The organism is Campylobacter sp. CH186 (assembly GCF_004378925.1).
GTDB classification, from domain to species: domain Bacteria; phylum Campylobacterota; class Campylobacteria; order Campylobacterales; family Campylobacteraceae; genus Campylobacter_D; species Campylobacter_D jejuni.
The window spans coordinates 70,106-93,588 of sequence record NZ_RYYB01000005.1 but is presented as its reverse complement, the minus strand read 5'-3'; the positions used below and the strand labels follow the sequence as shown (position 1 = coordinate 93,588).

Sequence of the window (23,483 nt, the reverse complement as noted above, 5' to 3'; positions counted from 1 at the left end):
TTAGCTTTTCAAAATTCTTGCAAGTTTAAGCAAATTTGAAATCAAAAATTCTTTTTTTACGAGCTTAGAATTGGTTTTAAGCTCGTATTCGCTTTTAAGCAAAAGAGTGAAAATTTCTTTATATTGTTCGATTTTTAAACTAAAGGCTTGAGAGCTTAAATTTTGTCCCACTTGAGGAGGTGGAGTATAGCCTAAAAGATCTTTAAAGTCAATTTTACCATTGACTTTAGCATAAAGTGCGATTTTGAATAAACGATAAAAAGCATTGTACAAAGAGTTGATTAAAGCAATTTCATTAAAATTGTCTAAAATTTTTTCAAGTTCGCTTTTAAAGTCTTGTTTTTTTAAAATTTTCTCAAAAAAGCTTTCAAAACTTCCTGTATTCAAACTATAGCAGTATTGTTCTATGGTTTTTTCATCCACTCTTAAACCACTAAATTTATTAAGCTCACTCGCAGCAAGATATAAATTTTCATCAAAACTTGTAAAAAGGGTAAACAAAGCATTTTGAGTGATTTCAACCCCTAGTTGTTTTGCTTTTATACTTAAAAGCTCCACGCCTTCTCTAGCTCCGTTAGCTTTAAAAAATCTTACAAAATGAGGAGAGAAAATTTTTTCTATGTCGCTTTGCTTTGAGTTTTCATCATAAAGCTCTAAAAGAAAGAAATTGTCCGTATTGTTTTTACAAAGATCTACTAAAATTTTAAGATCTTTTGTTGGAATTTTTTTAGAAGTTTTAATTTCGAGTAATTTTTTTTCGCTAAAAAGCGATCCTGTACTTAAAAAATCACTTGCACGAGTGAAGTTGTATTCTTCAAAAAAAAGTTTTAAAGTTTCATCGGGCTTATATTTTTCTTTTATAAATTCAGCATAAAGTTCGCTTTGAAAATTATCCGCTCCATAAAGAAAGAAAAAATTAGGTATTGAATCTTTAGAAAGTAAGGTTTGAAGCTCTTTTCTATACATTTTCTTCCTTTATGAGTCTTTGGGTGATTTTAGCATAAATTTTTGCCATAACTATATCCGCTTCCATGATTTGCACTTCAACACTTTCTAGCAAATTTACACGCGTATCATAAAGGATTATATCTGCTCCTTTGATTTCATCATCTAGTTTAGCTATGCAAACTCCATCATTTTGCACAACTAAAGCTTTAAATTTTTTGCCTATATTTTTAGCCGCCCATCTAGCAAATTTTCTATCCATAAAATCAAAAGCAACCTTATCCGCCTCTCTTTCAAGTGTGCTAAGATTCTCGCAAGTGCTTTCTATGTTTAAAAGTAGATAATTAAAAAGTTTTTCATCGTTTTTTTGTTTGGCTTTTAAAAGTCTGTGTAAAATAAGATCAGAATACCTTCTTATAGGGCTTGTAAAATGTGAGTATTTATCAAAACCTAAGCCAAAATGTCCCGCATTTACACTAGAATATTCCGCTTTTTTTTGTGCTTTGATGATGAGTTTATCTACTTCTGCTCTTAAATTTAACTCATCGGCTAAAGCTTGTATGTCTCGTATGAGTTCAGGAAGATTGGGCTTAAAATTTACATCGATTCCGAGTTCGCGTAATTCATTTAAAAGCTTATCGATTTTTCTTACATCAGCGCTTAAGTGATTTCTAAAAACGCCTATATCTATGAGTTTTGCTGCGGCTTTATTGGCTAAAAGCATACAATCTTCGATCAAATTATGCGAAGGCGTGTCTTTTTCAAAAACTGTGCTTTTTAGACTTAAGTTTTCATCTAGATTCATTCTTAATTCTTCGGTGCGAAATTCAAAGGCATTTTTAAGACGCATTTTGCGTAAATTTTTTGTGATTTCAAAAAGCTCATAAAGCCATGAAAGCTCTTTTAAATCAGGTTTTTGTACTAAAATTTCATCAACTTCATCGTAATTAAAACGGCGTTTTGAGTTGATAATACCTTCAAAAAGTTCTTCTTTGATGACTTTATTTTCATGATCGAGTGTGATTTTAAAACAATACGCTAAGCGATCTAAATGAGGTTTTAAAGAACAGATATTTTCACTTAAAGGATGAGGCAGCATAGGTATAGCAATATGTGGAAAATAAATAGAAAATCCACGATTTCTTGCTTCTTTATCTATAGCGCTATAAGCATAAACATATTCGCTAACATCAGCAATAGCTACATAAATTTCTCGTTTTTGGATGTCAAAATAAATCGCATCATCAAAATCTTTTGCATGTATAGGATCTATGGTGCAAAAAGGCAAGGCTCTTAAATCCATGCGATTTTCATACATACTCGCATCAACACTATCGCCGTTTGCTAGAGCTTCTTTGATACAAGCGTCGCTAAATTCGTTATTTTTATTAAAAAGAGCTAGGGAGATTTTTTCATCTACGCTTTCATCATCGATATGTCCTAAAACTTCTATGATATTGTTATTTTCATTTTCTATTTTTAAAATTGTCCCTAAAGGTAGTGCTTTTAAAGATTTTTGAGAAGCTTTTAAGGCAGTGCTTAATCCTGTTTTGATATTCATTCCAAGCACGGCTTCGCCATACCTTTTGGTGATCACTAAAGAGGTTTCATTGGCTCTTTTTAGAACCAAAATCACCTTTGCACTGGGGCGTTTTTTCTTTAAAGGTAGAAGTTTTACCGCGACTATATCTTTATAGTTTGCACCTTTTAGGTTTTTGTTTTCTATCAAAAGATCTTTTTTAAAACTTTCATCAAAGCATTGTAAAAAACCTGTGCCTTTGCTTGAAATATCAAGTACTCCAAAGGCAAAACCATTGTTAAGATAGTATTTGTTTTTGTGTTCTTTGATGATATGATTAGCTAAAAGCTCTCTTAAAATTTGTTTAAATTCATTGCTTACTTCATGAGAGCTAATGCCATAACTAAGACTGTTTAAAAATTCTTTCACTTTTGATACTTTATGATTTTTTGTAAAATTCTTACATAAAGTTTATAAAAAAAATATGAAATTTATACTTTAATTGCTATAATAATACCTTTAATTTTTGAATTTTTAAGGAGTGAATATGGCTATTACAGTATATTATGATAAAGATTGTGATTTAAATTTAATCAAATCAAAAAAAGTAGCAATTATAGGCTTTGGCTCTCAAGGACACGCTCATGCGATGAATTTAAGAGATAATGGCGTAAATGTAATTATCGGACTTCGTGAAGGTAGTGTAAGTGCTGTTAAAGCAAAAAATGCTGGTTTTGAAGTAATGAGTGTAAGTGAAGCTTCTAAGACAGCAGATGTGGTTATGATTTTAGCTCCTGATGAAATTCAAGCAGATATTTTTAATGTCGAAATAAAACCAAATTTAAGTGAAGGCAAGGCTATAGCTTTTGCGCACGGTTTTAATATCCACTATGGTCAAATTGTTGCTCCAAAAGGTATAGATGTTATCATGATAGCACCTAAAGCACCAGGACATACAGTAAGAAATGAATTTACTTTAGGAGGTGGAACTCCTTGTTTAATAGCCATCCATCAAGATGAAAGTAAAAATGCTAAAAATTTAGCCTTAAGTTATGCAAGTGCGATTGGGGGCGGACGCACAGGTATTATAGAAACAACCTTTAAAGCCGAAACAGAAACAGATCTTTTTGGTGAACAAGCTGTGCTTTGTGGTGGGCTTAGTGCTTTGATTCAAGCAGGTTTTGAGACTTTGGTTGAAGCAGGTTATGAACCTGAAATGGCTTATTTTGAGTGTTTGCATGAAATGAAACTCATTGTGGATTTGATTTATCAAGGTGGTATTGCAGATATGCGTTATTCTATCTCAAATACTGCAGAATACGGCGATTATATTACAGGGCCAAAGATTATTACTGAAGAGACTAAAAAAGCGATGAAAGGTGTTTTAAAAGATATACAAAATGGTGTTTTTGCAAAAGATTTTATCTTAGAACGCCGTGCAGGTTTTGCTAGAATGCATGCAGAACGCAGAAATATGAATGATTCTTTGATAGAAAAAACAGGGCGTAATTTGCGTGCGATGATGCCTTGGATCAGTGCTAAAAAATTAGTAGATAAAGATAAGAACTAAACATTGTCAAAGAAAAAATTAGTTCAAATTCAGCGTTATTTAATCATAGCTATACTTTTTTTACTTTGTATAGCTTTAGCTTTGGGAATTTTAGTAAAATATCAAAATTCCCAAGATGTTTCTTCTGTTAAGCCGGATTATTTTATTGATAAACAAGAAGATTTAATTTCATCAAATAAAGATCATTATGAAATTGGTATTTTTCAAGAGAATGAGTTTGATAATAATAAATCTGTAAGTATTTTAGAGCAAAAAATTCAAGAAATTGATGATTTAAATATAAGTTTAAATGAGCAAAATTTAAGCAATGTAGAGCAGAATTTAAGTTTAGAACAAAATCAGAGTTTGGAACACAATTTTATTCCAAAAGATACAAATTTAACTCAAGATCAAAATTTAACTTTTGATGAAGATATTCATTTAAATAAAATTTCTAAAAAACCAAAACTTGCTATTATTATCGATGATATGGCAAATGCAAGTCAGGTTAGAGGTTTAAAAGCTTTAAATTTAAAGTTAAATCCTTCTTTTTTCCCGCCAGATAAAAACCATAGCGAAACGCCAAAACTTGCTTTAAAATTTGATTTTTATATGGTGCATTTACCTTTAGCAGCGATTAATTACAATAAACCCGAGCTTGATACTTTAAATCCAAATGATAGCAAAGAAAGAATTTTTAAAAAAATCAAGCAAATTAAAAAAGATTTTAAGGATTTAAGATATATCAATAATCACACAGGAAGTTTATTTACAAGCAATGAAGAAGCTATGAGAAAGCTTTACGAGGCTTTAAAAAATCAAAATATATTTTTTGTAGATTCTAAAACTATAGGAAATTCTAAGGCAAATAAAATCGCTAAAGAACTCAGTATGCCTTATATACAAAGAGATGTGTTTTTGGATAATGAGGATGATGTTAATTATGTTAAAAAACAACTCGAAAGTGCAGTAAAACTTGCACAAAAAAAAGGTTTTGTTATAGCCATAGGACATCCTAGGAAAAATACTTTTAAAGCTTTAGAGCAAAGTAAGGATTTGTTAAAAGGCGTTGATCTTGTGTATTTGAGTGAAATTTATGGCAAGTGAAATTTTGCCTGATGAATTTTTAGAACTTTTTAAAGATTTAAAAAAGCCTCCTAAAAAATTACACTATAAAGGAAATTTATCTTTATTAAAACAAGATAAAATCGCTATTATAGGTTCAAGGCGTATGAGTGTTTATACGAAAAATTGTGTTTTTTCTTTAGCGAGTATGCTTAAAAATGCTCATCTTTGTGTGGTAAGTGGCGGTGCTTTGGGTGTGGATATCACCGCAAGTGTGGCGGCTATGCCAAATACTATAGGTATTTTTGCTAATGGTTTAGATCAAATTTATCCAAGAACTAATGAAAAAATCATTAAACAAATTTATGAAAATGCTTTGGCTTTAAGCGAATACGAAGATGATTATTTGCCAAAAAATTATGACTTTTTACTAAGAAATCGTTTGGTTATTGCTTTAAGTAAGGCCGTTGTAGTTGCACAAGCAGATATAAAAAGTGGTTCTATGCAAAGTGCAAAACTTGCTTTAGAACTCAATAAACCTTTATATGTTTTACCGCAAAGACTAGGAGAAAGCACAGCAACTAATTTGCTTTTAAAAGAAAATAAAGCAAAATTGATTTGTGATTTCAAAGAATTTGTAAGTGAGTTTGCAAGTATAGATACAAATCAAGATGAATTTTTAGAGTTTTGTAAAAAAGGTGTGAGTGTTGATGAGGCTTTAAAAATTTATGGACAAAAAGTTTATGAATACGAACTTGAGGGAAAAATTTCCATAGAAGGGCTTTTTATAAGGGTTTTAGTATGAGAGCTTTGGCTTTAGATGTAGGTTTAAAACGCATAGGTGTAGCGCTTTGCGTAGATAAAAAGATCGCTTTGCCTTTAGATGCAGTTTTAAGAAAAAATCGCAATCAAGCCGCCAATGAAATCAAAAATTTACTTAAAATACATGAAATTTCTTTACTCATTGTAGGCATTCCTAAGGGTGGATCAAGCGAAGAAGAAATGACAAGACGCATTAAGCATTTTGTTTCTTTGCTTGAATTTGATAAAGAAATTTGCTTTGTAGATGAAAGTGGAACAAGTAAAGAAGCTTTAGGATACGGTGTAGCCAATACACGCAAAAAAGATGGTAAATTAGACTCTTTATCCGCTTTTATCATGATAAAGGATTATTTTGCTCTCTAGAATAGAAAAACTTTATACCAAAGATGAAATGCAAAATATTTTATCTTCTTTTACTCAAGAAAAAAATGTTTGTGTATTTGCAAATGCTTTAAAAACCAGCATTGAAGAATTAGAAAAAGAATTTTTAAAACAAAATTTAAAATTTAAAAAGATCAACGCTTATTGTTATTTGTTTGACGCCAAAGATAAGGCTATCTTAAGTTCTATGAAAGCTTTTAATGAGGCGCACTTTTATATACAAAATTATTCTTCTTATTTGTGTGCTTTAAATTTAGAAGTTAAAGCAGGGCAAAGTGTTCTTGATATGTGTGCAGCTCCGGGTGGTAAAAGTATCAATCTTGCAAATTTTATGCAAAATACAGGTTATTTAGCTTGCAATGAGATGAGTAGGGATAGATTTTTTATTTTGCAAAAAAATCTTAAAAATTACGGCGTGATTGCTAAAGTTTTTATGAAAGATGGTAAAAATATAGGCAATTTATGTCCTTTAAAATTTGATAAAATTTTACTTGATGCACCTTGTTCAACTTTTGCTAAAATAGGTTTTGATTTGGAAAAAAGTTATAAAGAAATCAAAAATATTGCAAAAACTCAAAAAAAACTTCTACATTCTGCTTTAAAGGCATTAAAAATAGGCGGAGAGCTTGTATATAGTACTTGCACCTTTACCAAAGAAGAAAATGAAGAAGTGATAGAGAATGCTTTAAAAAGCGAGTTTAAATTAGAGCTTTTAGATATTGATTTGGAAAATGTTGAGGCTAAAGCAGGGCAAAGTGAAGAATTTGCTGAAATTTCAAAATGCAGACGGATTTTACCAAGCTTAGACTATGATGGATTTTTTATAGCTAAGCTTAGGAAATTATGTTAATTGATAAAATTATTCACATTTAAATACAAATTCATAAAAAAACTTAAAAAACAATAAATAATTTTTTCTTTATTTTAAAGCTTAAAGTTCTATTTTTAAGTACTTTGAAAAGAAAATCACAGCGTGAAAAGGCTGTGAATAAAGTTGAAATTTTTTTAACCTTAAAAAGATGAAATTAGTCTGATTGTATTTTTTGCAGTTTTGGAACTATTACAGCTTGACAATATCCTTGATTGGGATTATTTATAAAATAATGTTGATGATAGTTTTCAGCTTTGTAGTAAGTTTGCAATCTTGAAATTTTAGTAACTATTTTTTGCTAAATATTTTTTGCTGTTCTTCGATGAAATTTTGAGCTAAAATTTTATCTTCTTCATTTTCGTAAAAGATTATTGAGCGATATTGTATACCAATATCTCCACCTTGTTTATCTATACTTGTTGGATCATGAATTTTAAAAAAGAGTGTTAAGATTTCAAGAAGAGAGATTTGTTTTTCATCGTAATTTATTTTGACAACTTCTATGTTACCATCACCATTACACACGCTTTCATAGCTAGGATTTGGATTTCCTCCGCTATATCCAACTTCAGTATCGATTACACCTTTTAGGCGTTCAAATACGGCTTCAACACACCAAAAACAACCACCACCTAAAACGATATTTTTCATTGCGAGTTTTCCTTGAGTTTAGCCCTTTGAAGGGCTAGGATTATTTGTAGTTTTTGATTGCTTTTTCTAAAATTTCAATTGCAGCTTTTTCATCTTTAAAATCTTGTACTTTAACCCATTTGTTTGGCTCTAAAATTTTATAAGTTTCAAAGAAATTTTTGATTTTATTTAAAGTTGCTTGTGGTAAATCTGTGTAAGTTTTTATATTGTCATATCTTGCATCTATTTTTGAATTTGGAACTGCAAGAAGTTTTTCATCCATTCCGCTTTCATCTTCCATGATTAAAACACCAATTAAGCGGCAAGGAATCACGGCTCCAGCTTGGATAGGATATTCATTAAGCACTAAAATATCCACAGGATCACCATCATCAGCCAAAGTATTGGCAATAAAACCATAGTTTGCTGGGTAAAACATCGCACTAGCCATAACGCGATCTACCATGATAGCACCACTATCTTTATCGATTTCGTATTTGATGCTTGATCCGTATGGAATTTCAATTACGGCATTGATTTTATTTGGAATATCTCCGATTTTGATTTTGCTTAAATCCATTTTTTCTCCTTATATACTTTGAATTTTTTTAATCAGTTCTTTCATGTCTGCAACAATAGGTTCGATAGTGCGTTCCCCATCGATAATAAAATGAAGTTTTTTCTTTTGATAAAAATCTAAAATTTCATTTAAAGGTTCTGTATAAACTTTCATTCTATTATAAAACACTTCTTCATTATCATCTGCACCACGATTTCTGCCTAAAACTCTTTCTTTGGCAACTTCTTCGCTTACTCTTACTTCTATAACACCTTTAAGACAAATTTCATTTTGCTCACTTAAAACCTTGTCAAATTCCATCATTTGTTCTACGCTTCTTGGATAGCCATCGATGATAATAGTTTTAGTTGGAGCAGCTTTTAGTGCGCAAACTATAGTATTTACAACAACATCTAAAGGAACAAGATTGCCTTTGGATATAAAACTATCTATAGTTTTTCCAAGCTCACTCCCACTTGCTACTTCAGCTCTTAAAAGATCTCCTGTTGAATAGTGTGTGATATTTGTCGCATCTGCTTGTGCGATTAAACTAGCATCGGTAGTTTTTCCACTACCTGGTGCACCTATGATTAAAAACAATTCTTTCATTTTATATTCTCCCTTAATTTGATTCCTAATTCTCTCATTGCTTCATTGCTGGCAGGCGATGGTGCATCTGTCATTAAGCATTGCGCTCTTTGGGTTTTTGGAAAGGCTATAACCTCTCTTATGCTGTTTGCTCCTGTAACTAGCATGATGAGTCTATCAAGTCCTATAGCGATACCTCCATGTGGTGGAGCACCAAAACTTAAAGCATCAAGTAAGAAGCCAAATTTTTCTTTTTGTTGTTCTTCATCGATATTTAAAAGTTTAAATACTTTTTGTTGAATATCGTTTTTATGGATTCTTATACTACCTCCACCTAGCTCAACGCCATTTAACACTACATCATAAGCAATAGATGAAATTTCTTCTAAATCAGTCTCATCGATATTTTTTGGCATGGTAAAAGGATGGTGCATCGCAGAATAACTTCCATCATCATTTTGTTCAAACATAGGAAAATCAAGAACCCATAAGAATTCTAAGGCATTTGGATCTATAAGATTTAACTCGTTGGCTAAGAAAATTCTAAATCTTCCCATATAATCAAGCACGGTTTTTTTAGCTCCTGCACCGAAAAATACCACATCTCCTACTTCAAGTTCACAGCGTTTGCTTAGCTCATTTAAATCTTCTTCGCTAAAGAATTTGCAAAGCGGACCTTTAAGTCCATCTTCTTTAACTTGTATAAAAGCTAAGCCTTGAGCACCAAATTTACGCACAAATTCTTCAAATCTTTGCATTTGTCTTTTTGAAAAAATAGTATCGCCTTTTGGAACGCGTATGGCTTTGATGCGATTTTTCTTTGTATCTTTGGCAATATTTGCAAAAATTTCATTATTTGACTTAGCAAAAATATCAATCACATCAATAAATTTAAGATCAAATCTTAAATCCGGCTTATCAGAGCCATAATTCTCCATAGCGTCTTTGTATTGCATTTGTCTAAAAGGGGTTTGAATTTCTTTGCCGCAAGCTTTGAAAATATCTTTTAAAAAAGTTTCAGCTACATTGATTACATCTTTTTGTTCGCAAAAACTCATTTCAACATCAATTTGTGTGAATTCAGGTTGGCGATCAGCTCTTAAATCTTCATCTCTAAAACATTTTGCGATTTGAAAATAACGATCAAAACCGCTACACATTAAAAGTTGTTTGAAAAGCTGAGGGCTTTGTGGAAGAGCATAAAATTCACCCTGATGCACACGAGAAGGCACGAGATAATCTCTTGCGCCTTCGGGAGTAGCTTTGGTAAGAATAGGGGTTTCAACTTCTAAAAATCCCATATTTGCCAAAGAATTTCTAGCTGCTATACAAGCTTTAGAACGCAAGGCAAAATTTTCATAAAGTTTAGGATTTCTTAAATCTAAAAAGCGATATTTTAAGCGTAATTCTTCATTTACACTTTCATCGGCGATAGCAAAAGGAGGTACGGCACTTTCATTTTCTATGGTAAGTTTAGAAACAACTACTTCGATTTCTCCTGTTTTTAATTTAGGATTTACAAGTCCTTCGCCACGCGGACGAATAGCACCTTCTGCAATAAGTACAAATTCATTTCTTGCATTGGAAGCGATTTCATGAGCTTCTTTGCTATCATTTGGATCGCAAACAAGTTGGATAATACCACTTCTATCTCTTAAATCTATAAAAATAACTCCACCATGATCGCGGTAGCTATTTACCCAACCGCAAAGTTTAACGCTTTGACCAACATGGGAAATTCCCAAGTCTGTATTATAATGACTTCGCAAATTTATTCCTTGAAAAAGATTTTTTAAGATAATGAGCAAAATTATAGTATTTTTATTCTTTTGCTTTGCTAAGATTTGATATAATTTTTTATGCAAAATAAAATGGATTATAAAAATATTAAAAAAATCGGACTTGTTACACGACCCAATGTGAGTTTAGATAAGGAAATTTTAAAACTTCAATCGATTTTATCTATATATAAAGTTGAACTTGTATTGTTTAAAGAAAGTTCTGAAATTTTAGATTTGCCAAAGTATGGATTGGATGATTTGTTTAAAATATCTGATTTTGTTATTTCTTTAGGTGGAGATGGAACTTTGATTTCTTTATGTCGTAAAGCTTGTGAATATGATAAAGCAGTTTTAGGAATTCATGCTGGACATTTAGGTTTTTTAACAGATTTTAAAGTTGATGAAGCTGAAAATTTTTTTCAAGCTTTTTTTCAAGGAGAATTTAGAATAGAAAAGCCTTATTTATTAAGTGTTTTTTTAGAAGATAAGCAAGGAAAAATTTTAGAAAAATTAGCTTTTAACGATGTGGTCATCAGTAAAAACAATCAAGCTTCTATGGCTCATATAGAAGTTTTTAGAAAAGAAAAGAAATTTAATGAATATTTTGGAGATGGGCTTATTGTTGCAACTCCTGCGGGTTCAACAGCTTATAATTTAAGCGCAAATGGACCCATAGTTTATACTTTAGCTCAAGCTTTTATCTTAACTCCTGTTTGTTCTCATTCTTTAACACAACGCCCTATTGTTTTGCCAAAAGGTTTTGAAATAGAGATTATGGCAAAGGATTGCATACTTTGTATTGATGGGCAAGAAAATTATAAAATGAATGATTTTAAAAGTATAAAAGTGGGTTTAAGTGATAAAAATGTGGCTTTAATTCACCCAAAAAATAGGGATTATTTTCAAATTTTAAAAGAAAAATTACACTGGGGAAATTGATGATAAATAGAATTTTTATGAAAGAAAATCTTGGTTTTAAAAAGGCTGAGCTTGAAATTTCTAAAGGGCTTACCGTTTTTACAGGCCTAAGTGGAGCTGGAAAATCAGTTTTGTTTAAAGGAATTTTATCCGCATTTTCTTTGAGTGAAAGTGAGGCTAAAATTGTCGAAATAGAACTAGATGATAAGTTAGATTTAGAAAGTTTTGGCATAGAAAGCGAAGAGGAGAATGTTTTTAAGCTTTTAAAAGAAAAAAACACAAAATATTTTATTAACAATCAAAGCATAGCGAAAAAAAGTTTGCAAAATTTAAGTAAAACTTTTATTAAGTATTTAAGTGCAAAGGAAAATAACGAATTTGGAAATGAAAAATTTTTAAATCTCTTAGATGCCTTAGAAATGCAAGAAAATACAAATTTTATTTCCTTTTTAGAAGATTTTAAAAAAGATTTTAATGCTTATAGTCAAATTTCTAATGAGCTTAATGCAATTTTGGAAGAAGAAAAAAAAGTAGAAGAATTAAAAGAATTAGCTAGAGTGCAAATTGAAAAAATTTCAAGCATTAATCCTAAAATAGGTGAGTATGAAGAGCTTTTAATACTTAAAAAAAAGCTTTCTAAAAAAGATAAATTAGAAGAAGCTTGGAGTAAGGCAGAGCGTATTTTTGAGCTTGAAAAAGTTGTTATTGAAGCTTTAAATTTAAGCGAAGTTGATGCAAGTTTTTTTAGTGAATGTTTAAATGAATTACGCGTGATTTGTGAAAATCAAAAAATGGAAGATTTGGATTTTGATGTGGAGACGCTTTTAGATCGCATTGAAAATTTGTCCTATCTCATCAAGCGTTATGAAAGCATAGAAAATGCTTTAGAGGTTTTAAAACAAAAAAAACATGAACTAGAACATTATGAAAATTTAAGTTTTGAAAAAAAAGAACTTGAAAAAAAATTTCAAGAATTAAAACAAAAATTAGAAGAAAAAGCGCAAATTTTAAGTCAAACAAGAAAGAAAAACCTTAAAAAATTAGAAAAATGTTTAAATAATTATCTTAAAGATCTTTATATGAAAGACGCAAGTTTGACACTTAAAGAAAATGAAAAAATTTCAATTTTAGGCAAAGATGAGATAATGCTAGATATTAATTTAGCTCATTTAAAAAATTTAAGTTCGGGTGAATTAAATCGCTTAAGACTTGCTTTTATAGCCACAGAATGTAAAATTTTAAATGCAGGTAAAGGGATATTATTTTTAGATGAAATTGATGCAAATTTAAGTGGAAAAGAGGCTATGAGTATAGCCAAGGTTTTAGAAGAGCTTTCTAAGTTTTATCAAATTTTTGCTATTTCTCATTTGCCTCAACTTTCCTCTAAGGCACATAATCATTTTTTAGTTGAAAAAAATGGCGAAGAAAGCAAGGTAAAAAAGCTTGATCAAGAAGAAAGAATTAAAGAGCTTGCTAGGATGGTAAGCGGAGAGCTTGTTAGTGATGAAGCAATCGAATTTGCTAAGACCTTGTTTAAGAATTAAGCGGATTTTTTATTTTACTATGTTAGAATATATAACTATAAAATTTCCTTTCTTTGAAACAAATATATTAAAAATTTTAGATATAAAGGTATTTTACACACTATGAATAAGAAAATTTTAATTATTGATGACAATAAAATGCTCGGCAAACTTTTAGCTAAAAAAATTCAAATGACTTTAGATTATGAGGTAGATATTGCTTTTGGTTTCGCCGAAGCTAAGGAATTAGTGAATAATGATTATTTTTTAGCTTTTGTGGATTTATGTTTGCCAGATGCCCCAAATGGTGAAGTTGTGGATTATGTTATAGAAAAGAAAATTCCTGCTATTGTTCTTACAGCTAGTGGTGATAAGGCTACTAAAGAAAAATTTATGGATAAAGATATATTAGATTATATTTTTAAAGAAAGTGAAACTTGCATTGATGAGATTATTAGTTCTATTGTAAAACTTAATCAATATGCAAAAACTAAAGTGATTTTAGCTATGAGCAAGCTACCTGAACGTAATGAAATTAAAAAAATACTTACTCAAAGACAATTTAATGTTTTAGCTGCAGCTCATGGTGAAGAAGCAATGAGTTATTTAAATGATAATAATGATGTTAAGCTTATTATAGCAGATGTCAATATGCCAGTAATTAGCGGTTTTGAGCTTTTGACTCAAGTAAGAGAACGTTTTAGCGATGATGAATTAGGTGTGATTCTTTTAGGGGATCATAATAATTCATTTGAAGCGAATTCTTTTAAAAATGGAGTTAATGAATATTTGTTTAAGCCTTTAAACAAAGAAAGTTTTAATTGTCGCTTAGATCGTTGTTTATCTTACATGGATGATAAAAAATTTTTAAGCACTTATAATGTTTTAGATCCTGTATCTGGGGTTAAAAATTATAATGCTTTAATCGATGGAATAGATGATTATTTTAACGAAATAGCAACAAAAGACGAGGAATTTGCTTTTGCTTTCTTAGATATAGATAATCTTCAAATGATTAACGATGAATACGGTCGTGAAGTTGGTGATGAAGTAATTAAAATCTGTGCTAATGAAATAGTTAATGAAACTAAAGGAAGAGATCTTGTAGGTAGATATAGCGCAGAAAAAATTTGTATTTTACTTAAAAATATATCCCAAGAAAGAGCGATTAAAATCTTTTCTCGTATACGAGTAAATATAAAAAAAGCTGGTGTTTTAGTTAATTTAGATGAAGTCTTTTTTACAGCTTCTATAGGCGTGGTTTTTGGAAAAAGTGGAGATAAGATTGATTCTTTGGTTGATAAAGCAAGTAAAATATTGTCTCAAGCAAAAGATAATGGCAAGGATAGAGTTGAAGTATGTTCTTAAATCTTGATTTTCAAGATGGTTTAAGGATTGTTGATACACATTGCCATCTAGACAGTGAAGCATTTAAAGATGATTTAGATGAAACTTTAAATCGTGCTTTTAAAAATGGTATAGAGAAAATTATCATACCTGGTGCTGATATAAAAGACTTGCCTTATGCAGCTACAATTGCTCATAAATATAAAAATATTTTTTTTGCAGCAGGGGTGCATCCTTATGAAATTGATAATTATGATGAGAAAATTTTAAGGCAGTATTTATGCGATGAAAAGTGTGTAGCTGTAGGTGAATGTGGGCTTGATTATTTCCGTTTTAAAAGTGATCTTGCTGAAGAAATTCAAAAAGAAAAAGAAAATCAAAAAAAGATTTTTATTGCACAGCTTGAGCTTGCTATTGAATTTAAAAAACCTGTTATCATTCACTCAAGAGAAGCAAATCATGATACTTATGAGATTTTACATGGGTATTCTAAGGATCTTGTAGGAGGAGTTTTACACTGCTTTAATGCAAGCGAACATTTGCTAACTCTTTTTGAAGAGGGATTTTATTTTGGTATTGGGGGAGTTTTAACTTTTAAAAATGCTAAGAAATTAGTTGAGATTTTGCCTAAAATTCCAAAAGATAAACTACTACTTGAAACTGATGCTCCATATCTTACTCCAGAGCCTTATCGCGGTAAAAGAAATGAACCTTTGTTAACTCAATTTGTAGCAAACAAAATGTGTGAAGTATTGAATTTATCAAGAAAAGAGCTTCTAGAAATTTGTTTTAACAATTCTGAAAAATTATTTTTTAAAGGTTATTAATGAAAAAAATTTTATTGTGTTTTTTAATATGTTTTAATTTTCTTTTTGCACAAATTAATACTCCTGAATTTTATGAAAGACAAATGAATGTTTTAAGAAATTTAGATATTAATCCAAGTTTTATTAGTGATTTGATTTTTGTGCAAACTCAACAAGATATAAAATCAAAACATGCTCAAACTTTAATAGATAGTATGCAAAATTTTTCAAAAGTTACTCCTATGATAAGAAAAATTTTAGCCCAGCAGGAAGTTCCTGATGAGATTTTGTATCTAGCTATGGTTGAATCAGGCTTGAAAACTCATAGCGTTTCTAATGCCAAGGCTGTAGGGGTTTGGCAATTTATGCAACCAACAGCTAGAAATTTGGGTTTAAGAATCGATGCTTATGTTGATGAAAGGCGTGATCCAGTCAAGTCAACTTATGCTGCTACAAATTATTTAAAAGAGTTAAAAGAAGAATTTGGCAAATGGTATTTAGCGCTTTTAGCTTATAATTGCGGAAATGGCAAACTAAGACAAGCTATCAAGCAAGCAGGAAGTGATGATTTAAGTGTTTTATTGAACCCTGATAAGAAATATCTTTCTTTAGAAACTAGAAATTTTATAAGAAAGATTTTAACGCTTGCTTTTTTGGCCAATGATAGAGATTTTTTACTAGATAAAGATGCGTCTTTAATGAATTATGCTTTAAGCAATGAATTTGCAAAAGTTGATGTGCCTTCTTCTGCATCTTTAAAAGAAATAGCTAAAAATTTAAATATGGATCTTGCAACATTTAAGAAATATAATCCACAATTTAAACATAATTTTACGCCTCCTGGTAAAGGGTATTATATGTATATACCACTTAATAAAGTAGCATTTTTTGATAAAAATTTTAAAGCAGAAAAACTTGCGAAGGTTGATACAACTATACCTATGACAAGAACTTATACCGTTAAGTCTGGTGACTCTTTATATAAAATAGCAAAAAATTACAATATAAGTGTTGATGAAATTCGAGAATTCAATAAAATAGCAAAAAATCATCTTAGTATTAATCAAAAATTAATTATACCAATTAAGGAGAATAAAAATGCAAATAAAAACAATTACACTAAAGTTGTCAGCCGTTAGTCTAGGGGCTTTATTTTTTAGTGGTTGTTTAGGCACTAGTTTTTTTTCTAGCTTGGATAATGCTCAAGTGTATTATCCTTCAAATGATTTTAAAAGCAGTCCTAGTTCTTCAGGGACTAAAGGAACGATGAAGCCTTATACTATCAACGGTAAAACTTATTATCCTACTGTTGTAGCAGTAGGTGAAACTGCTGATGGTATTGCAAGTTGGTATGGTCCAGGTTTTCATGGTAAAAAAACCTCTAATGGCGAAACCTATAATCAAAACGGTTTAACCGCGGCTCATAAAACTTTACCTATGAATACCATTTTAAAAGTAACCAATCTAAATAACAATCGTCAAGTTACCGTTCGTGTGAATGATAGAGGTCCTTTTGTAAATAATCGTATTATAGATTTATCAAAAGGAGCTGCTAGTCAAATTGATATGATTGCTTCAGGAACAGCTCCAGTAAGGCTTGAGGTTATAGGATTTGGTTCAAGTAGCTCGGGTAATAATATTGTACATTCTAATGTAAACTATGGAAATAGTGGAGAGATTGCAAATAATGGACAAATTTATGAAGGTGGAAATTTCATGGTTCAAATTGGAGCCTTTAAAAACCCAGCTGGAGCACAAACGATAGCAGCAAGATATAAAACTTATAGAACTTATAGCTCCACTATACGCACAAGTTCAGTGGATGGGTTAAATCGCGTTTTCTTAACAGGCTTTAGAAGTGAAGATGAAGCAAGGGATTTTGCTGCAAGTGGTGCATTTTCAGGCGCATTTGTTGTAAGAGAGTAGAAATTATGACAGAATTGATTTTTTTGGATGTAGATGGCTGTTTAACTGATGGAAAAATTATTTATACTTCTAATGGAGAATTTATTAAAGAATTTGATGTAAAAGATGGAGCGGCTATCGAGGCTTGGCTAAAGCTTGGTAAAAAAATTGCTATTATTACAGGTAGAAATTGTCCTTGTCTTGAAAAAAGAGCTAAAGATTTAAAAATAGAAATTTTATATCAAGGTATCAAGGATAAGTTAGCTTGCGCAAAAGAAATTTTACAAAAGCTTAATTTAGATTTTTCTCAGTGTGCGGCTATTGGAGATTATTTTAACGATAAGGCTTTGCTTGAAAGTGTAGGGCTTAGTTTTAAGCCAAAAGATGGTCATAAAGATTTAAATGTAGACATAGTGCTTAGCAAAAAAGGTGGTAAGGCTGCTGTAGCACAGATGATAGAAATTTTAGTAGAAAAAAATCGTCTAAAAGAAGAATGGAATAAGCTTTGGCTATAAAAATTTTTGGAATTTTAATTGCTCTTTTTACAATTACTTTTACGATTTTAAGTTTGCAAGATCCGTATTCTTTGAATTTGCAAACTAATGCTTTAAATTTTAAAAATATTGAGGCTAAAAATTTGAAAGCTTATGAGAGTAATGCTAGTACAATTAAGGCATATTATAAGGCAAATTCTTGGGTGAGATATACAGATAGAGATGAATTTAATGATTTTATTACTTTAAATTTAGATTTTAATCTTAGTGCAAATCGTTTAGAGTTTTTTAATAAAGATATGAGCAAGGTTTTGTTTGAAGGAAATGTTACTTATATAGGTTCTGATAATGTCAAAATTATTTCTCAAGAGGTAGAATACCAACCTAAGGATAAAATTTTACACACAAATACTAATTTTAAAGCTCTGATCAATGGAAGTATTATTAACGGAAATACTTTAAACTATGATGTAAAAAACAAAATTTTAAATATCCAAGGAGTAAATGCGTGGTTGCAAGACAAATAATTTTATTGTTAGCTTGTGTAAGTGTAACTTGGGCAACTCAAATTGAAGTAAAAGCTTTAAATTTTTACTCAGATGAAAATAAGGGTGAAAGTATTCTTAGTGGAAATGTAGAAGTAATTAGGGGTGATGATATTTTAAATTCTGAAAAATTGATTATTTATACGGATAAAAATCGCAAACCTATTCGTTATGAAGCAATGCAAAATGCTAGGTTTAAGATTGTTTTAAAAGGTAAAACTTATAAAGGTAGTGGAGATAAATTTATTTATAATGTTATTAAAGATACTTACGAGATTAATGGTCATGCTTATATAAATGAGCTTGGAAGCAATCAAAAACTTTTTGGTGATAAAATAATAGTCGATAGAAAAGCTAATATTTATCGAGTAGAGAGTAAGGATCAAAAACCTGCTCGTTTTGTATTTGACCTTAAAGACAAATGATAATTAGTGCTAAATTTATCACTTCTTTAGTGAAATTTGATGAGAATTTGAGCTCAAATTTTAGTGAAGTAGCATTTTTGGGGCGTTCTAATGTCGGAAAAAGTTCTTTAATCAATTCTTTGTGTAAACAAAAAAATTTAGCCAAAAGTTCGGCAACTCCTGGAAAAACTCAGCTTATAAATTTTTTCGAAGTAACTTGCAAAAGAAATGAAGAAAAATTTAATATCAATTTTATCGATTTGCCAGGGTTTGGTTATGCAAAGGTTTCTAAAAATTTAAAAGAAATATGGAATCAAAACTTAGATGAATTTTTAAAATTAAGAACCTCGATAAAGTTATTTATACATTTAATCGATTCAAGACATACTCATTTAGAGATCGATGTAAATTTAAATGACTATTTGAAAAGATTTTTACGACCTGATCAAAAAATTTTAAAAGTTTTTACCAAATGCGATAAATTAAATCAAAGTGAAAAAGCTAAGTTAAAAAATGAATTTAAAGACTCTATTTTAGTTTCAAATTTGAATAAATTTGGCCTTGATTCTTTGGAAGATATTATTATCAATCAAACTTTAGGTCTTGGTAAATGAGAAGAAATTTAAGTGCTTATAAAGCAAAATTTAATGGAGCTTATGTCTTTTTAGGATTTTTTTTTCTAATCTATCAGATTCTTGGTTCGACTTTTGTATATGCTCCGTTACTTTATGGGATTTTTTTCTGTTATATGTTTTGCTTACTAGAAGAGAGAGAAAGAACTTTTTCAAAGCTTGATTTTAGATGGTATTTTTCTTTATTTTTTTTATTTTTTACTGATATAACTTATAATTTTTTTATTTTTTCATCTTGGTTGGCATTTTTTATTTTTTATTATCTTTGTGCAGATTGGATTAAGACAAATTTAAAAATTGGTAAATTTATCCCTGTTGTTTTTGTGCTTTGTGCTTACGGCATTATTTTGTTTTTGGATATGATATTGTCTTATATTGGAGATGAAAAAATTAAAATTTTAGGATGGGCGTATATTGTTTCAGTTTTTATAGAATGTTGTTTAGCTTATGTGTTTTTTAAAGGTAAAATTTAAATGAGAATGCGTTTAGTTGTTGGATTTATACTATTGTTTTTTATATTTTTATTAAGTCGTGTGTATTATTTGAGTATAAAATCAAATGTATATTATGAAGAGCTTGCTAAACAAAATGCCATAAAAACTGAATTTTTGCCACCTGTTAGGGGTCAAATTACAGATAGAAATGGAACTTTATTGGCTATTAATGATTTGGGTTTTAGTATTTCTATTAAACCTTATTTGAGTATTAAAAAGTCAAATAAAGGAATTTTGGATAAAGAATTATCTGAACTTACAAATTTATTTCCCGATTTAAATGCTAGTAAATTAGCAGAAATTTATAAGAGAAATGATTCTTACTATAATCAAGATTTTATTAAAGTTGTAGATTTTATACCCTATGATGAGATTATTCCGCATTATTCAGAGTTAAATCTTAATAAAACAATAAAAATAGATCCTGTTGTAAAAAGAAAATATCCTTTTGGAAAATTAGCTTCGCATATTATTGGGTATGTAGGTAAGGCAAATTTGCAAGATGTTCAAGAAAATGAAATAGCAAAACTTTCTAATTATACGGGAAAAAGTGGTATAGAACGCTATTATAATGATATTTTACAAGGAGAAAAAGGAACTAGGGTTTATAAGGTTAATGCCTTAAATCAAGAAGTAGAACAGCTTTCTTACACTCCTGCTATGTCTAATGATATAGAACTTACGATAGATATAGAGCTTCAGTCTTATTTAACTTCATTGTTTGAAGGGAATGCTGGAGCTGCTATAATTATGAATGTAAATGATGGATCTATTTTAGCTGCAGGGAGTTTCCCTGAATATGATCTTAATCCTTTTGTAACAGGGATTTCTTTTAAGGATTGGGATGAGCTTTCAAATAGTCTTGATCATCCTTTTACAAATAAACTTATAAATGGATATTATCCTCCAGGTTCTGTTGTAAAAATGGGAGTAGGGCTTTCTTTTTTAAATTCTAAAAATATTAGTCCATCAACTCAATATGTTTGCAATGGAAGTATTGAGCTTGGAGGCAGGTTTTTTAGATGTTGGAATCGATCAGGCCATGGACCTGTGGATTTAAAACATGCGATAAAATATAGTTGTGATGTTTATTTTTATAATGGCAGTTTGCAAGTTGGAATCGATCAAATAAGTGAAACTTTATCTCGCATTGGCTTTGGAGCGAAAACAGGGGTAGATTTACCTAGTGAATTTGTAGGAACTTTACCAAGCAAAGAATGGAAGATGCAAAGATATAGACAATCTTGGTTTCAAGGTGATACTTTAAATACAGCTATAGGTCAAGGTAATTTTCTTGCAACACCTATGCAAATTGCTAGATATACAGCTCAAATCGCAAAAGGTGGAGAGGTTATACCTCATTTTTTAAAAAGCATAGAAAATAATAATACAACTATAGAAAATCAAATGGATGAAAATAAAAAAGAAATTTTTACTTTATTTGAAAAGAGTCAATTGCCTTATATAAGAGATGCAATGTATGCTGTTGCTAATGAGCAAGGAGGAACCTCTTATCGTTATTTGCATAATCTTGATGTGAAAGTTGCAGCAAAAACAGGAACTGCTCAGGTTGTGGGATTTTCACAAACAGATAAAAATAGGGTCGATGAAAAACAATTTGAGTATTATACTAGATCTCATGCGTGGCTTACTTCTTATGCTCCTTATTCTAAGCCAAAATATGTAGTTACCGTTCTTTTGGAACATGGTGGGAGAAATATTACTTCAGGGGCAACTGTAGCTAAAATTTATCAAAAAATGATTGAACTTGGATATTTTAAATAATTTTTAGTTGTAAATTGAGTTTTTCAAAAAAACTTTTTTAGCAATTGGTTTAAAAACCTTGTATTAAACAAATTATAAGTTTGATACAAGGAAAATTTATCTATGTTAACAAAAGTATCTTAAAAGATGGCTTTTGTTCTTTTTTCAAGCCAAACTAGAGCTTTTGGATAATCACCTAGCTTAGGAGAAAGTTTTTCAAATACTTCTTTGTGATAATTGTTTAACCATTCTTTTTCTTTTTCATCTAACATTTTTGTATCAATACAAGATATTTCAAAAGGACAAAGAGTAACAGGTTTAAAGTATAAAAACTCTCCAAAATCTTTATTTTTAGGATTTTCTACTTTGGTATGAATAACTAAATTTTCAAGTCTTATACCCCATTTACCTACTTTATAAATACCTGGCTCTATGGAGGTTAGCATACCTTCTTTGGCTTTTGTTTTTTCAAGCACAGGGGATAGATAAGATAAAACTTGTGGACCTTCATGGACATTTAAAAAATATCCCACGCCATGTCCTGTGCCGTGTATATAGTCAATTTGTTCTTTCCATAAAGGTGCGCGTGTGATTGCATCAAGTAAGGGCATAGCTATATCTTTTGGAAAAATTGCACTGGAAATGGCAATATGTGCTTTTAAAACCAAGGTATAGTCATGAATTTGTTCTGCATTAGCCTTTCCTATTGGTACAACGCGTGTAATATCTGTTGTGCCGTTTTTATATTGTCCACCAGAATCAATAAGTAAAAGCCCATCTTTTTTAAGATAAGCAAAACTCTCTTTTGTGGCTTTATAATGTGGATATGCTGCGTTTTCGTTAAAGCCTGCTATAGTGGCAAAACTATCACTTATGTAGTGCTTGCTTTGTGCTCTAAATTCGCTTGCTTTAGCATCTATGTCTAATTCGCTTATTAATTCTTTATTTTCTATCGCTTCTTCAAGCCATGCAAAAAATTTACATAAAGCCACTCCATCTTCTATCATAGCATCTTGTATATGCGCTATTTCTTTTGTATTTTTAACTGCTTTTAAGTGAGTGCTTGGATTAATTTCTTGAATGATTTTTACGCTTTTGTCTAAAGAATTTATGAGTAAAGCGGTCATTTTTGAAGGTTCAATAAGCAAATTTGTATTTGCAAGTTTTTCAAGCTCCATGATGATTTCATCATAATTTTTAAGCCAAAACCCATCTAAATTTAATTTTTTTTCAAGTTCTGAATTTGCTTTTTTCTGATCAATAAAAAGCAAAGCTTTGTCTTCCAAGATTAGCAAATGACTTAAAAATACAGGATTATAATTTACATCATTCCCTCTTAAATTTGTAAGCCAAGCTATATCATCAAGGCTGGAGATTAAATGAGAAGTAGCATTTAAATTTTTCATTTTTTGACGCACTAATGCTAATTTTTCTTTTCTTGAGTAAGAGCAGTATTCTAGTTCGTGTTCATAAATTTTTTCTTGTGGTAAAGTGGGACGATCTTTCCAAAGTGGACTTATCAAATCTATATGTTTTAAATTTGCCTTGCAATTAATCTTTAAATCTTTTTGCAAAGATAAAGGTAAAAGTGCAAAATCGATGCCTAAAATTTGATCTTCGCTTAAATTTTTTTCCAACCATTTGGTAAAAGTATTTTTAGCATCTTGCTTTTGTAAAAGTATGCCACTACCTTCTAATTCCTTTTGTGCTTGAAGCCAATATCTTCCATCTACCCACAAAAAGCCCTCTTCTTGTGTGATAAGAACTGTTCCAACAGAACCCTTAAAGCCACTGATAAAGACTCTGTTTTTGTAATATTCTGGTAAATATTCGCTCAAATGCGGATCCGCGCTTAAGATGAGATAGGCGTCAATATTATTTTCTTTCATTAATCTTCTAAGTTCTAATACTCTTTGTTTGTAAATACTCATATTTTCTCCT

General features: G+C 30.2%; 23 protein-coding genes and 1 pseudogene. 17 read left to right on the top strand and 7 right to left on the bottom strand.

Features of this window, described 5'->3' with window-relative positions:
- Both holA and ELQ09_RS05930 read right to left on the bottom strand, forming a co-directional pair.
- Positions 1 to 966, bottom strand: a complete 966-nt coding sequence (gene holA / locus ELQ09_RS05935; RefSeq protein ID WP_134263831.1) for a DNA polymerase III subunit delta — start codon at positions 964 to 966, stop codon at positions 1 to 3.
- Complete coding sequence (locus ELQ09_RS05930) at positions 959 to 2,893, bottom strand: ribonuclease R family protein (protein WP_057042592.1); 1,935 nt, start codon at positions 2,891 to 2,893, stop codon at positions 959 to 961. The genes holA and ELQ09_RS05930 overlap by 8 nt, the downstream gene beginning before the upstream one ends.
- Positions 2,894 to 3,011: 118 nt before the next feature.
- On the opposite strand from ELQ09_RS05930, the gene ilvC reads away from it, so the two are divergent.
- The 5 genes from ilvC to ELQ09_RS05905 are packed head-to-tail and all read left to right on the top strand — an operon-like array spanning position 3,012 to position 7,131.
- The gene (gene ilvC / locus ELQ09_RS05925) at positions 3,012 to 4,034 is read left to right on the top strand and encodes a ketol-acid reductoisomerase (RefSeq protein WP_134263830.1); all 1,023 of its coding nucleotides are present in this window, start codon (positions 3,012 to 3,014) and stop codon (positions 4,032 to 4,034) included.
- A gap of 3 nt (positions 4,035 to 4,037) precedes the next feature.
- The gene (locus ELQ09_RS05920; protein WP_070295604.1) at positions 4,038 to 5,120 is read left to right on the top strand and encodes a divergent polysaccharide deacetylase family protein; all 1,083 of its coding nucleotides are present in this window, start codon (positions 4,038 to 4,040) and stop codon (positions 5,118 to 5,120) included.
- A complete protein-coding gene (locus tag ELQ09_RS05915) occupies positions 5,110 to 5,883 on the top strand; it encodes a DNA-processing protein DprA (RefSeq protein WP_002932002.1) in 774 nt (257 codons plus the stop codon). Before ELQ09_RS05920 ends, ELQ09_RS05915 begins: the two co-directional genes overlap by 11 nt.
- Positions 5,880 to 6,263 (top strand): Holliday junction resolvase RuvX, encoded by a 384-nt coding sequence (ruvX, locus tag ELQ09_RS05910; protein WP_002856861.1) that lies wholly within the window; start codon positions 5,880 to 5,882, stop codon positions 6,261 to 6,263. Before ELQ09_RS05915 ends, ruvX begins: the two co-directional genes overlap by 4 nt.
- A 28-nt stretch (positions 6,264 to 6,291) precedes the next feature.
- Positions 6,292 to 7,131: an RsmB/NOP family class I SAM-dependent RNA methyltransferase gene (locus ELQ09_RS05905; protein ID WP_083262324.1), complete on the top strand. Its 840-nt coding sequence runs from the start codon at positions 6,292 to 6,294 to the stop codon at positions 7,129 to 7,131.
- Between the two features lie 175 nt (positions 7,132 to 7,306).
- Here the strand turns inward: ELQ09_RS05905 and msrA are convergent.
- The 4 genes and pseudogenes from msrA to aspS form a co-directional block, all read right to left on the bottom strand.
- Positions 7,307 to 7,803, bottom strand: a pseudogene (gene msrA, locus ELQ09_RS05900) (peptide-methionine (S)-S-oxide reductase MsrA).
- 40 nt (positions 7,804 to 7,843) lie between these two features.
- Positions 7,844 to 8,362 carry an inorganic diphosphatase gene (ppa, locus tag ELQ09_RS05895; RefSeq protein WP_002855031.1) on the bottom strand — a complete coding sequence of 173 codons (519 nt, stop codon included), beginning with the start codon at positions 8,360 to 8,362 and terminating at the stop codon, positions 7,844 to 7,846.
- Between the two features lie 9 nt (positions 8,363 to 8,371).
- Positions 8,372 to 8,950 carry an adenylate kinase gene (locus ELQ09_RS05890; protein WP_002855137.1) on the bottom strand — a complete coding sequence of 193 codons (579 nt, stop codon included), beginning with the start codon at positions 8,948 to 8,950 and terminating at the stop codon, positions 8,372 to 8,374.
- Positions 8,947 to 10,698, bottom strand: a complete 1,752-nt coding sequence (gene aspS / locus ELQ09_RS05885; RefSeq protein ID WP_134263829.1) for an aspartate--tRNA ligase — start codon at positions 10,696 to 10,698, stop codon at positions 8,947 to 8,949. The genes ELQ09_RS05890 and aspS overlap by 4 nt, the downstream gene beginning before the upstream one ends.
- A gap of 90 nt (positions 10,699 to 10,788) precedes the next feature.
- On the opposite strand from aspS, the gene ELQ09_RS05880 reads away from it, so the two are divergent.
- The 12 genes from ELQ09_RS05880 to mrdA all read left to right on the top strand — a co-directional run bounded on the left by ELQ09_RS05880 (position 10,789) and on the right by mrdA (position 21,563).
- Positions 10,789 to 11,649, top strand: coding sequence for an NAD(+) kinase (locus tag ELQ09_RS05880; protein WP_002876698.1), 861 nt, complete (start codon positions 10,789 to 10,791; stop codon positions 11,647 to 11,649).
- Positions 11,649 to 13,172, top strand: a complete 1,524-nt coding sequence (locus ELQ09_RS05875) for an AAA family ATPase (RefSeq protein ID WP_002876701.1) — start codon at positions 11,649 to 11,651, stop codon at positions 13,170 to 13,172. Before ELQ09_RS05880 ends, ELQ09_RS05875 begins: the two co-directional genes overlap by 1 nt.
- A 102-nt stretch (positions 13,173 to 13,274) precedes the next feature.
- The gene (gene cbrR, locus ELQ09_RS05870) at positions 13,275 to 14,519 is read left to right on the top strand and encodes a bile resistance response regulator CbrR (protein ID WP_002876704.1); all 1,245 of its coding nucleotides are present in this window, start codon (positions 13,275 to 13,277) and stop codon (positions 14,517 to 14,519) included.
- On the top strand, positions 14,510 to 15,325 hold the full coding sequence (locus ELQ09_RS05865) for a TatD family hydrolase (RefSeq protein WP_002856820.1): 816 nt from the start codon (positions 14,510 to 14,512) through the stop codon (positions 15,323 to 15,325). Before cbrR ends, ELQ09_RS05865 begins: the two co-directional genes overlap by 10 nt.
- Positions 15,325 to 16,443, top strand: coding sequence for a lytic transglycosylase domain-containing protein (locus ELQ09_RS05860; protein WP_002852087.1), 1,119 nt, complete (start codon positions 15,325 to 15,327; stop codon positions 16,441 to 16,443). Before ELQ09_RS05865 ends, ELQ09_RS05860 begins: the two co-directional genes overlap by 1 nt.
- Positions 16,403 to 17,230 carry a septal ring lytic transglycosylase RlpA family protein gene (locus ELQ09_RS05855; protein WP_002876709.1) on the top strand — a complete coding sequence of 276 codons (828 nt, stop codon included), beginning with the start codon at positions 16,403 to 16,405 and terminating at the stop codon, positions 17,228 to 17,230. Before ELQ09_RS05860 ends, ELQ09_RS05855 begins: the two co-directional genes overlap by 41 nt.
- Positions 17,231 to 17,235: 5 nt before the next feature.
- On the top strand, positions 17,236 to 17,724 hold the full coding sequence (locus ELQ09_RS05850) for an HAD-IIIA family hydrolase (RefSeq protein WP_002876712.1): 489 nt from the start codon (positions 17,236 to 17,238) through the stop codon (positions 17,722 to 17,724).
- Positions 17,715 to 18,230 carry a hypothetical protein gene (locus ELQ09_RS05845; RefSeq protein WP_002876713.1) on the top strand — a complete coding sequence of 172 codons (516 nt, stop codon included), beginning with the start codon at positions 17,715 to 17,717 and terminating at the stop codon, positions 18,228 to 18,230. Before ELQ09_RS05850 ends, ELQ09_RS05845 begins: the two co-directional genes overlap by 10 nt.
- Positions 18,212 to 18,673: an LptA/OstA family protein gene (locus tag ELQ09_RS05840; protein WP_002859586.1), complete on the top strand. Its 462-nt coding sequence runs from the start codon at positions 18,212 to 18,214 to the stop codon at positions 18,671 to 18,673. Before ELQ09_RS05845 ends, ELQ09_RS05840 begins: the two co-directional genes overlap by 19 nt.
- Complete coding sequence (gene yihA / locus ELQ09_RS05835) at positions 18,670 to 19,266, top strand: ribosome biogenesis GTP-binding protein YihA/YsxC (protein ID WP_002876714.1); 597 nt, start codon at positions 18,670 to 18,672, stop codon at positions 19,264 to 19,266. The genes ELQ09_RS05840 and yihA overlap by 4 nt, the downstream gene beginning before the upstream one ends.
- Positions 19,263 to 19,757: a membrane protein gene (locus ELQ09_RS05830; RefSeq protein ID WP_002857018.1), complete on the top strand. Its 495-nt coding sequence runs from the start codon at positions 19,263 to 19,265 to the stop codon at positions 19,755 to 19,757. The genes yihA and ELQ09_RS05830 overlap by 4 nt, the downstream gene beginning before the upstream one ends.
- A complete protein-coding gene (gene mrdA / locus ELQ09_RS05825) occupies positions 19,758 to 21,563 on the top strand; it encodes a penicillin-binding protein 2 (protein ID WP_002859991.1) in 1,806 nt (601 codons plus the stop codon). It abuts the gene before it with no gap.
- Positions 21,564 to 21,682: 119 nt separating this feature from the next.
- Here the strand turns inward: mrdA and ELQ09_RS05820 are convergent, their stop codons facing one another.
- Positions 21,683 to 23,473: an aminopeptidase P family protein gene (locus tag ELQ09_RS05820; RefSeq protein WP_134263828.1), complete on the bottom strand. Its 1,791-nt coding sequence runs from the start codon at positions 23,471 to 23,473 to the stop codon at positions 21,683 to 21,685.
- Positions 23,474 to 23,483 lie beyond the last annotated feature (10 nt).

What these genes read in the sequence shown, in the direction of transcription:
- ELQ09_RS05865 (WP_002856820.1), top strand. Translation starts at nt 14,510, where the DNA reads ATGTTCTTAAATCTTGATTTTCAAGATGGTTTAAGGATTGTTGATACA.
- ilvC (WP_134263830.1), top strand. Translation starts at nt 3,012, where the DNA reads ATGGCTATTACAGTATATTATGATAAAGATTGTGATTTAAATTTAATC.
- ELQ09_RS05820 (WP_134263828.1), bottom strand. Translation starts at nt 23,473, where the DNA reads ATGAGTATTTACAAACAAAGAGTATTAGAACTTAGAAGATTAATGAAA.
- ELQ09_RS05855 (WP_002876709.1), top strand. Translation starts at nt 16,403, where the DNA reads ATGCAAATAAAAACAATTACACTAAAGTTGTCAGCCGTTAGTCTAGGG.
- ruvX (WP_002856861.1), top strand. Translation starts at nt 5,880, where the DNA reads ATGAGAGCTTTGGCTTTAGATGTAGGTTTAAAACGCATAGGTGTAGCG.
- ELQ09_RS05875 (WP_002876701.1), top strand. Translation starts at nt 11,649, where the DNA reads ATGATAAATAGAATTTTTATGAAAGAAAATCTTGGTTTTAAAAAGGCT.
- yihA (WP_002876714.1), top strand. Translation starts at nt 18,670, where the DNA reads ATGATAATTAGTGCTAAATTTATCACTTCTTTAGTGAAATTTGATGAG.
- ELQ09_RS05905 (WP_083262324.1), top strand. Translation starts at nt 6,292, where the DNA reads ATGCAAAATATTTTATCTTCTTTTACTCAAGAAAAAAATGTTTGTGTA.
- ELQ09_RS05860 (WP_002852087.1), top strand. Translation starts at nt 15,325, where the DNA reads ATGAAAAAAATTTTATTGTGTTTTTTAATATGTTTTAATTTTCTTTTT.
- ELQ09_RS05890 (WP_002855137.1), bottom strand. Translation starts at nt 8,950, where the DNA reads ATGAAAGAATTGTTTTTAATCATAGGTGCACCAGGTAGTGGAAAAACT.
- ELQ09_RS05830 (WP_002857018.1), top strand. Translation starts at nt 19,263, where the DNA reads ATGAGAAGAAATTTAAGTGCTTATAAAGCAAAATTTAATGGAGCTTAT.
- mrdA (WP_002859991.1), top strand. Translation starts at nt 19,758, where the DNA reads ATGAGAATGCGTTTAGTTGTTGGATTTATACTATTGTTTTTTATATTT.
- ppa (WP_002855031.1), bottom strand. Translation starts at nt 8,362, where the DNA reads ATGGATTTAAGCAAAATCAAAATCGGAGATATTCCAAATAAAATCAAT.
- ELQ09_RS05880 (WP_002876698.1), top strand. Translation starts at nt 10,789, where the DNA reads ATGCAAAATAAAATGGATTATAAAAATATTAAAAAAATCGGACTTGTT.
- holA (WP_134263831.1), bottom strand. Translation starts at nt 966, where the DNA reads ATGTATAGAAAAGAGCTTCAAACCTTACTTTCTAAAGATTCAATACCT.
- cbrR (WP_002876704.1), top strand. Translation starts at nt 13,275, where the DNA reads ATGAATAAGAAAATTTTAATTATTGATGACAATAAAATGCTCGGCAAA.
- ELQ09_RS05850 (WP_002876712.1), top strand. Translation starts at nt 17,236, where the DNA reads ATGACAGAATTGATTTTTTTGGATGTAGATGGCTGTTTAACTGATGGA.
- ELQ09_RS05915 (WP_002932002.1), top strand. Translation starts at nt 5,110, where the DNA reads ATGGCAAGTGAAATTTTGCCTGATGAATTTTTAGAACTTTTTAAAGAT.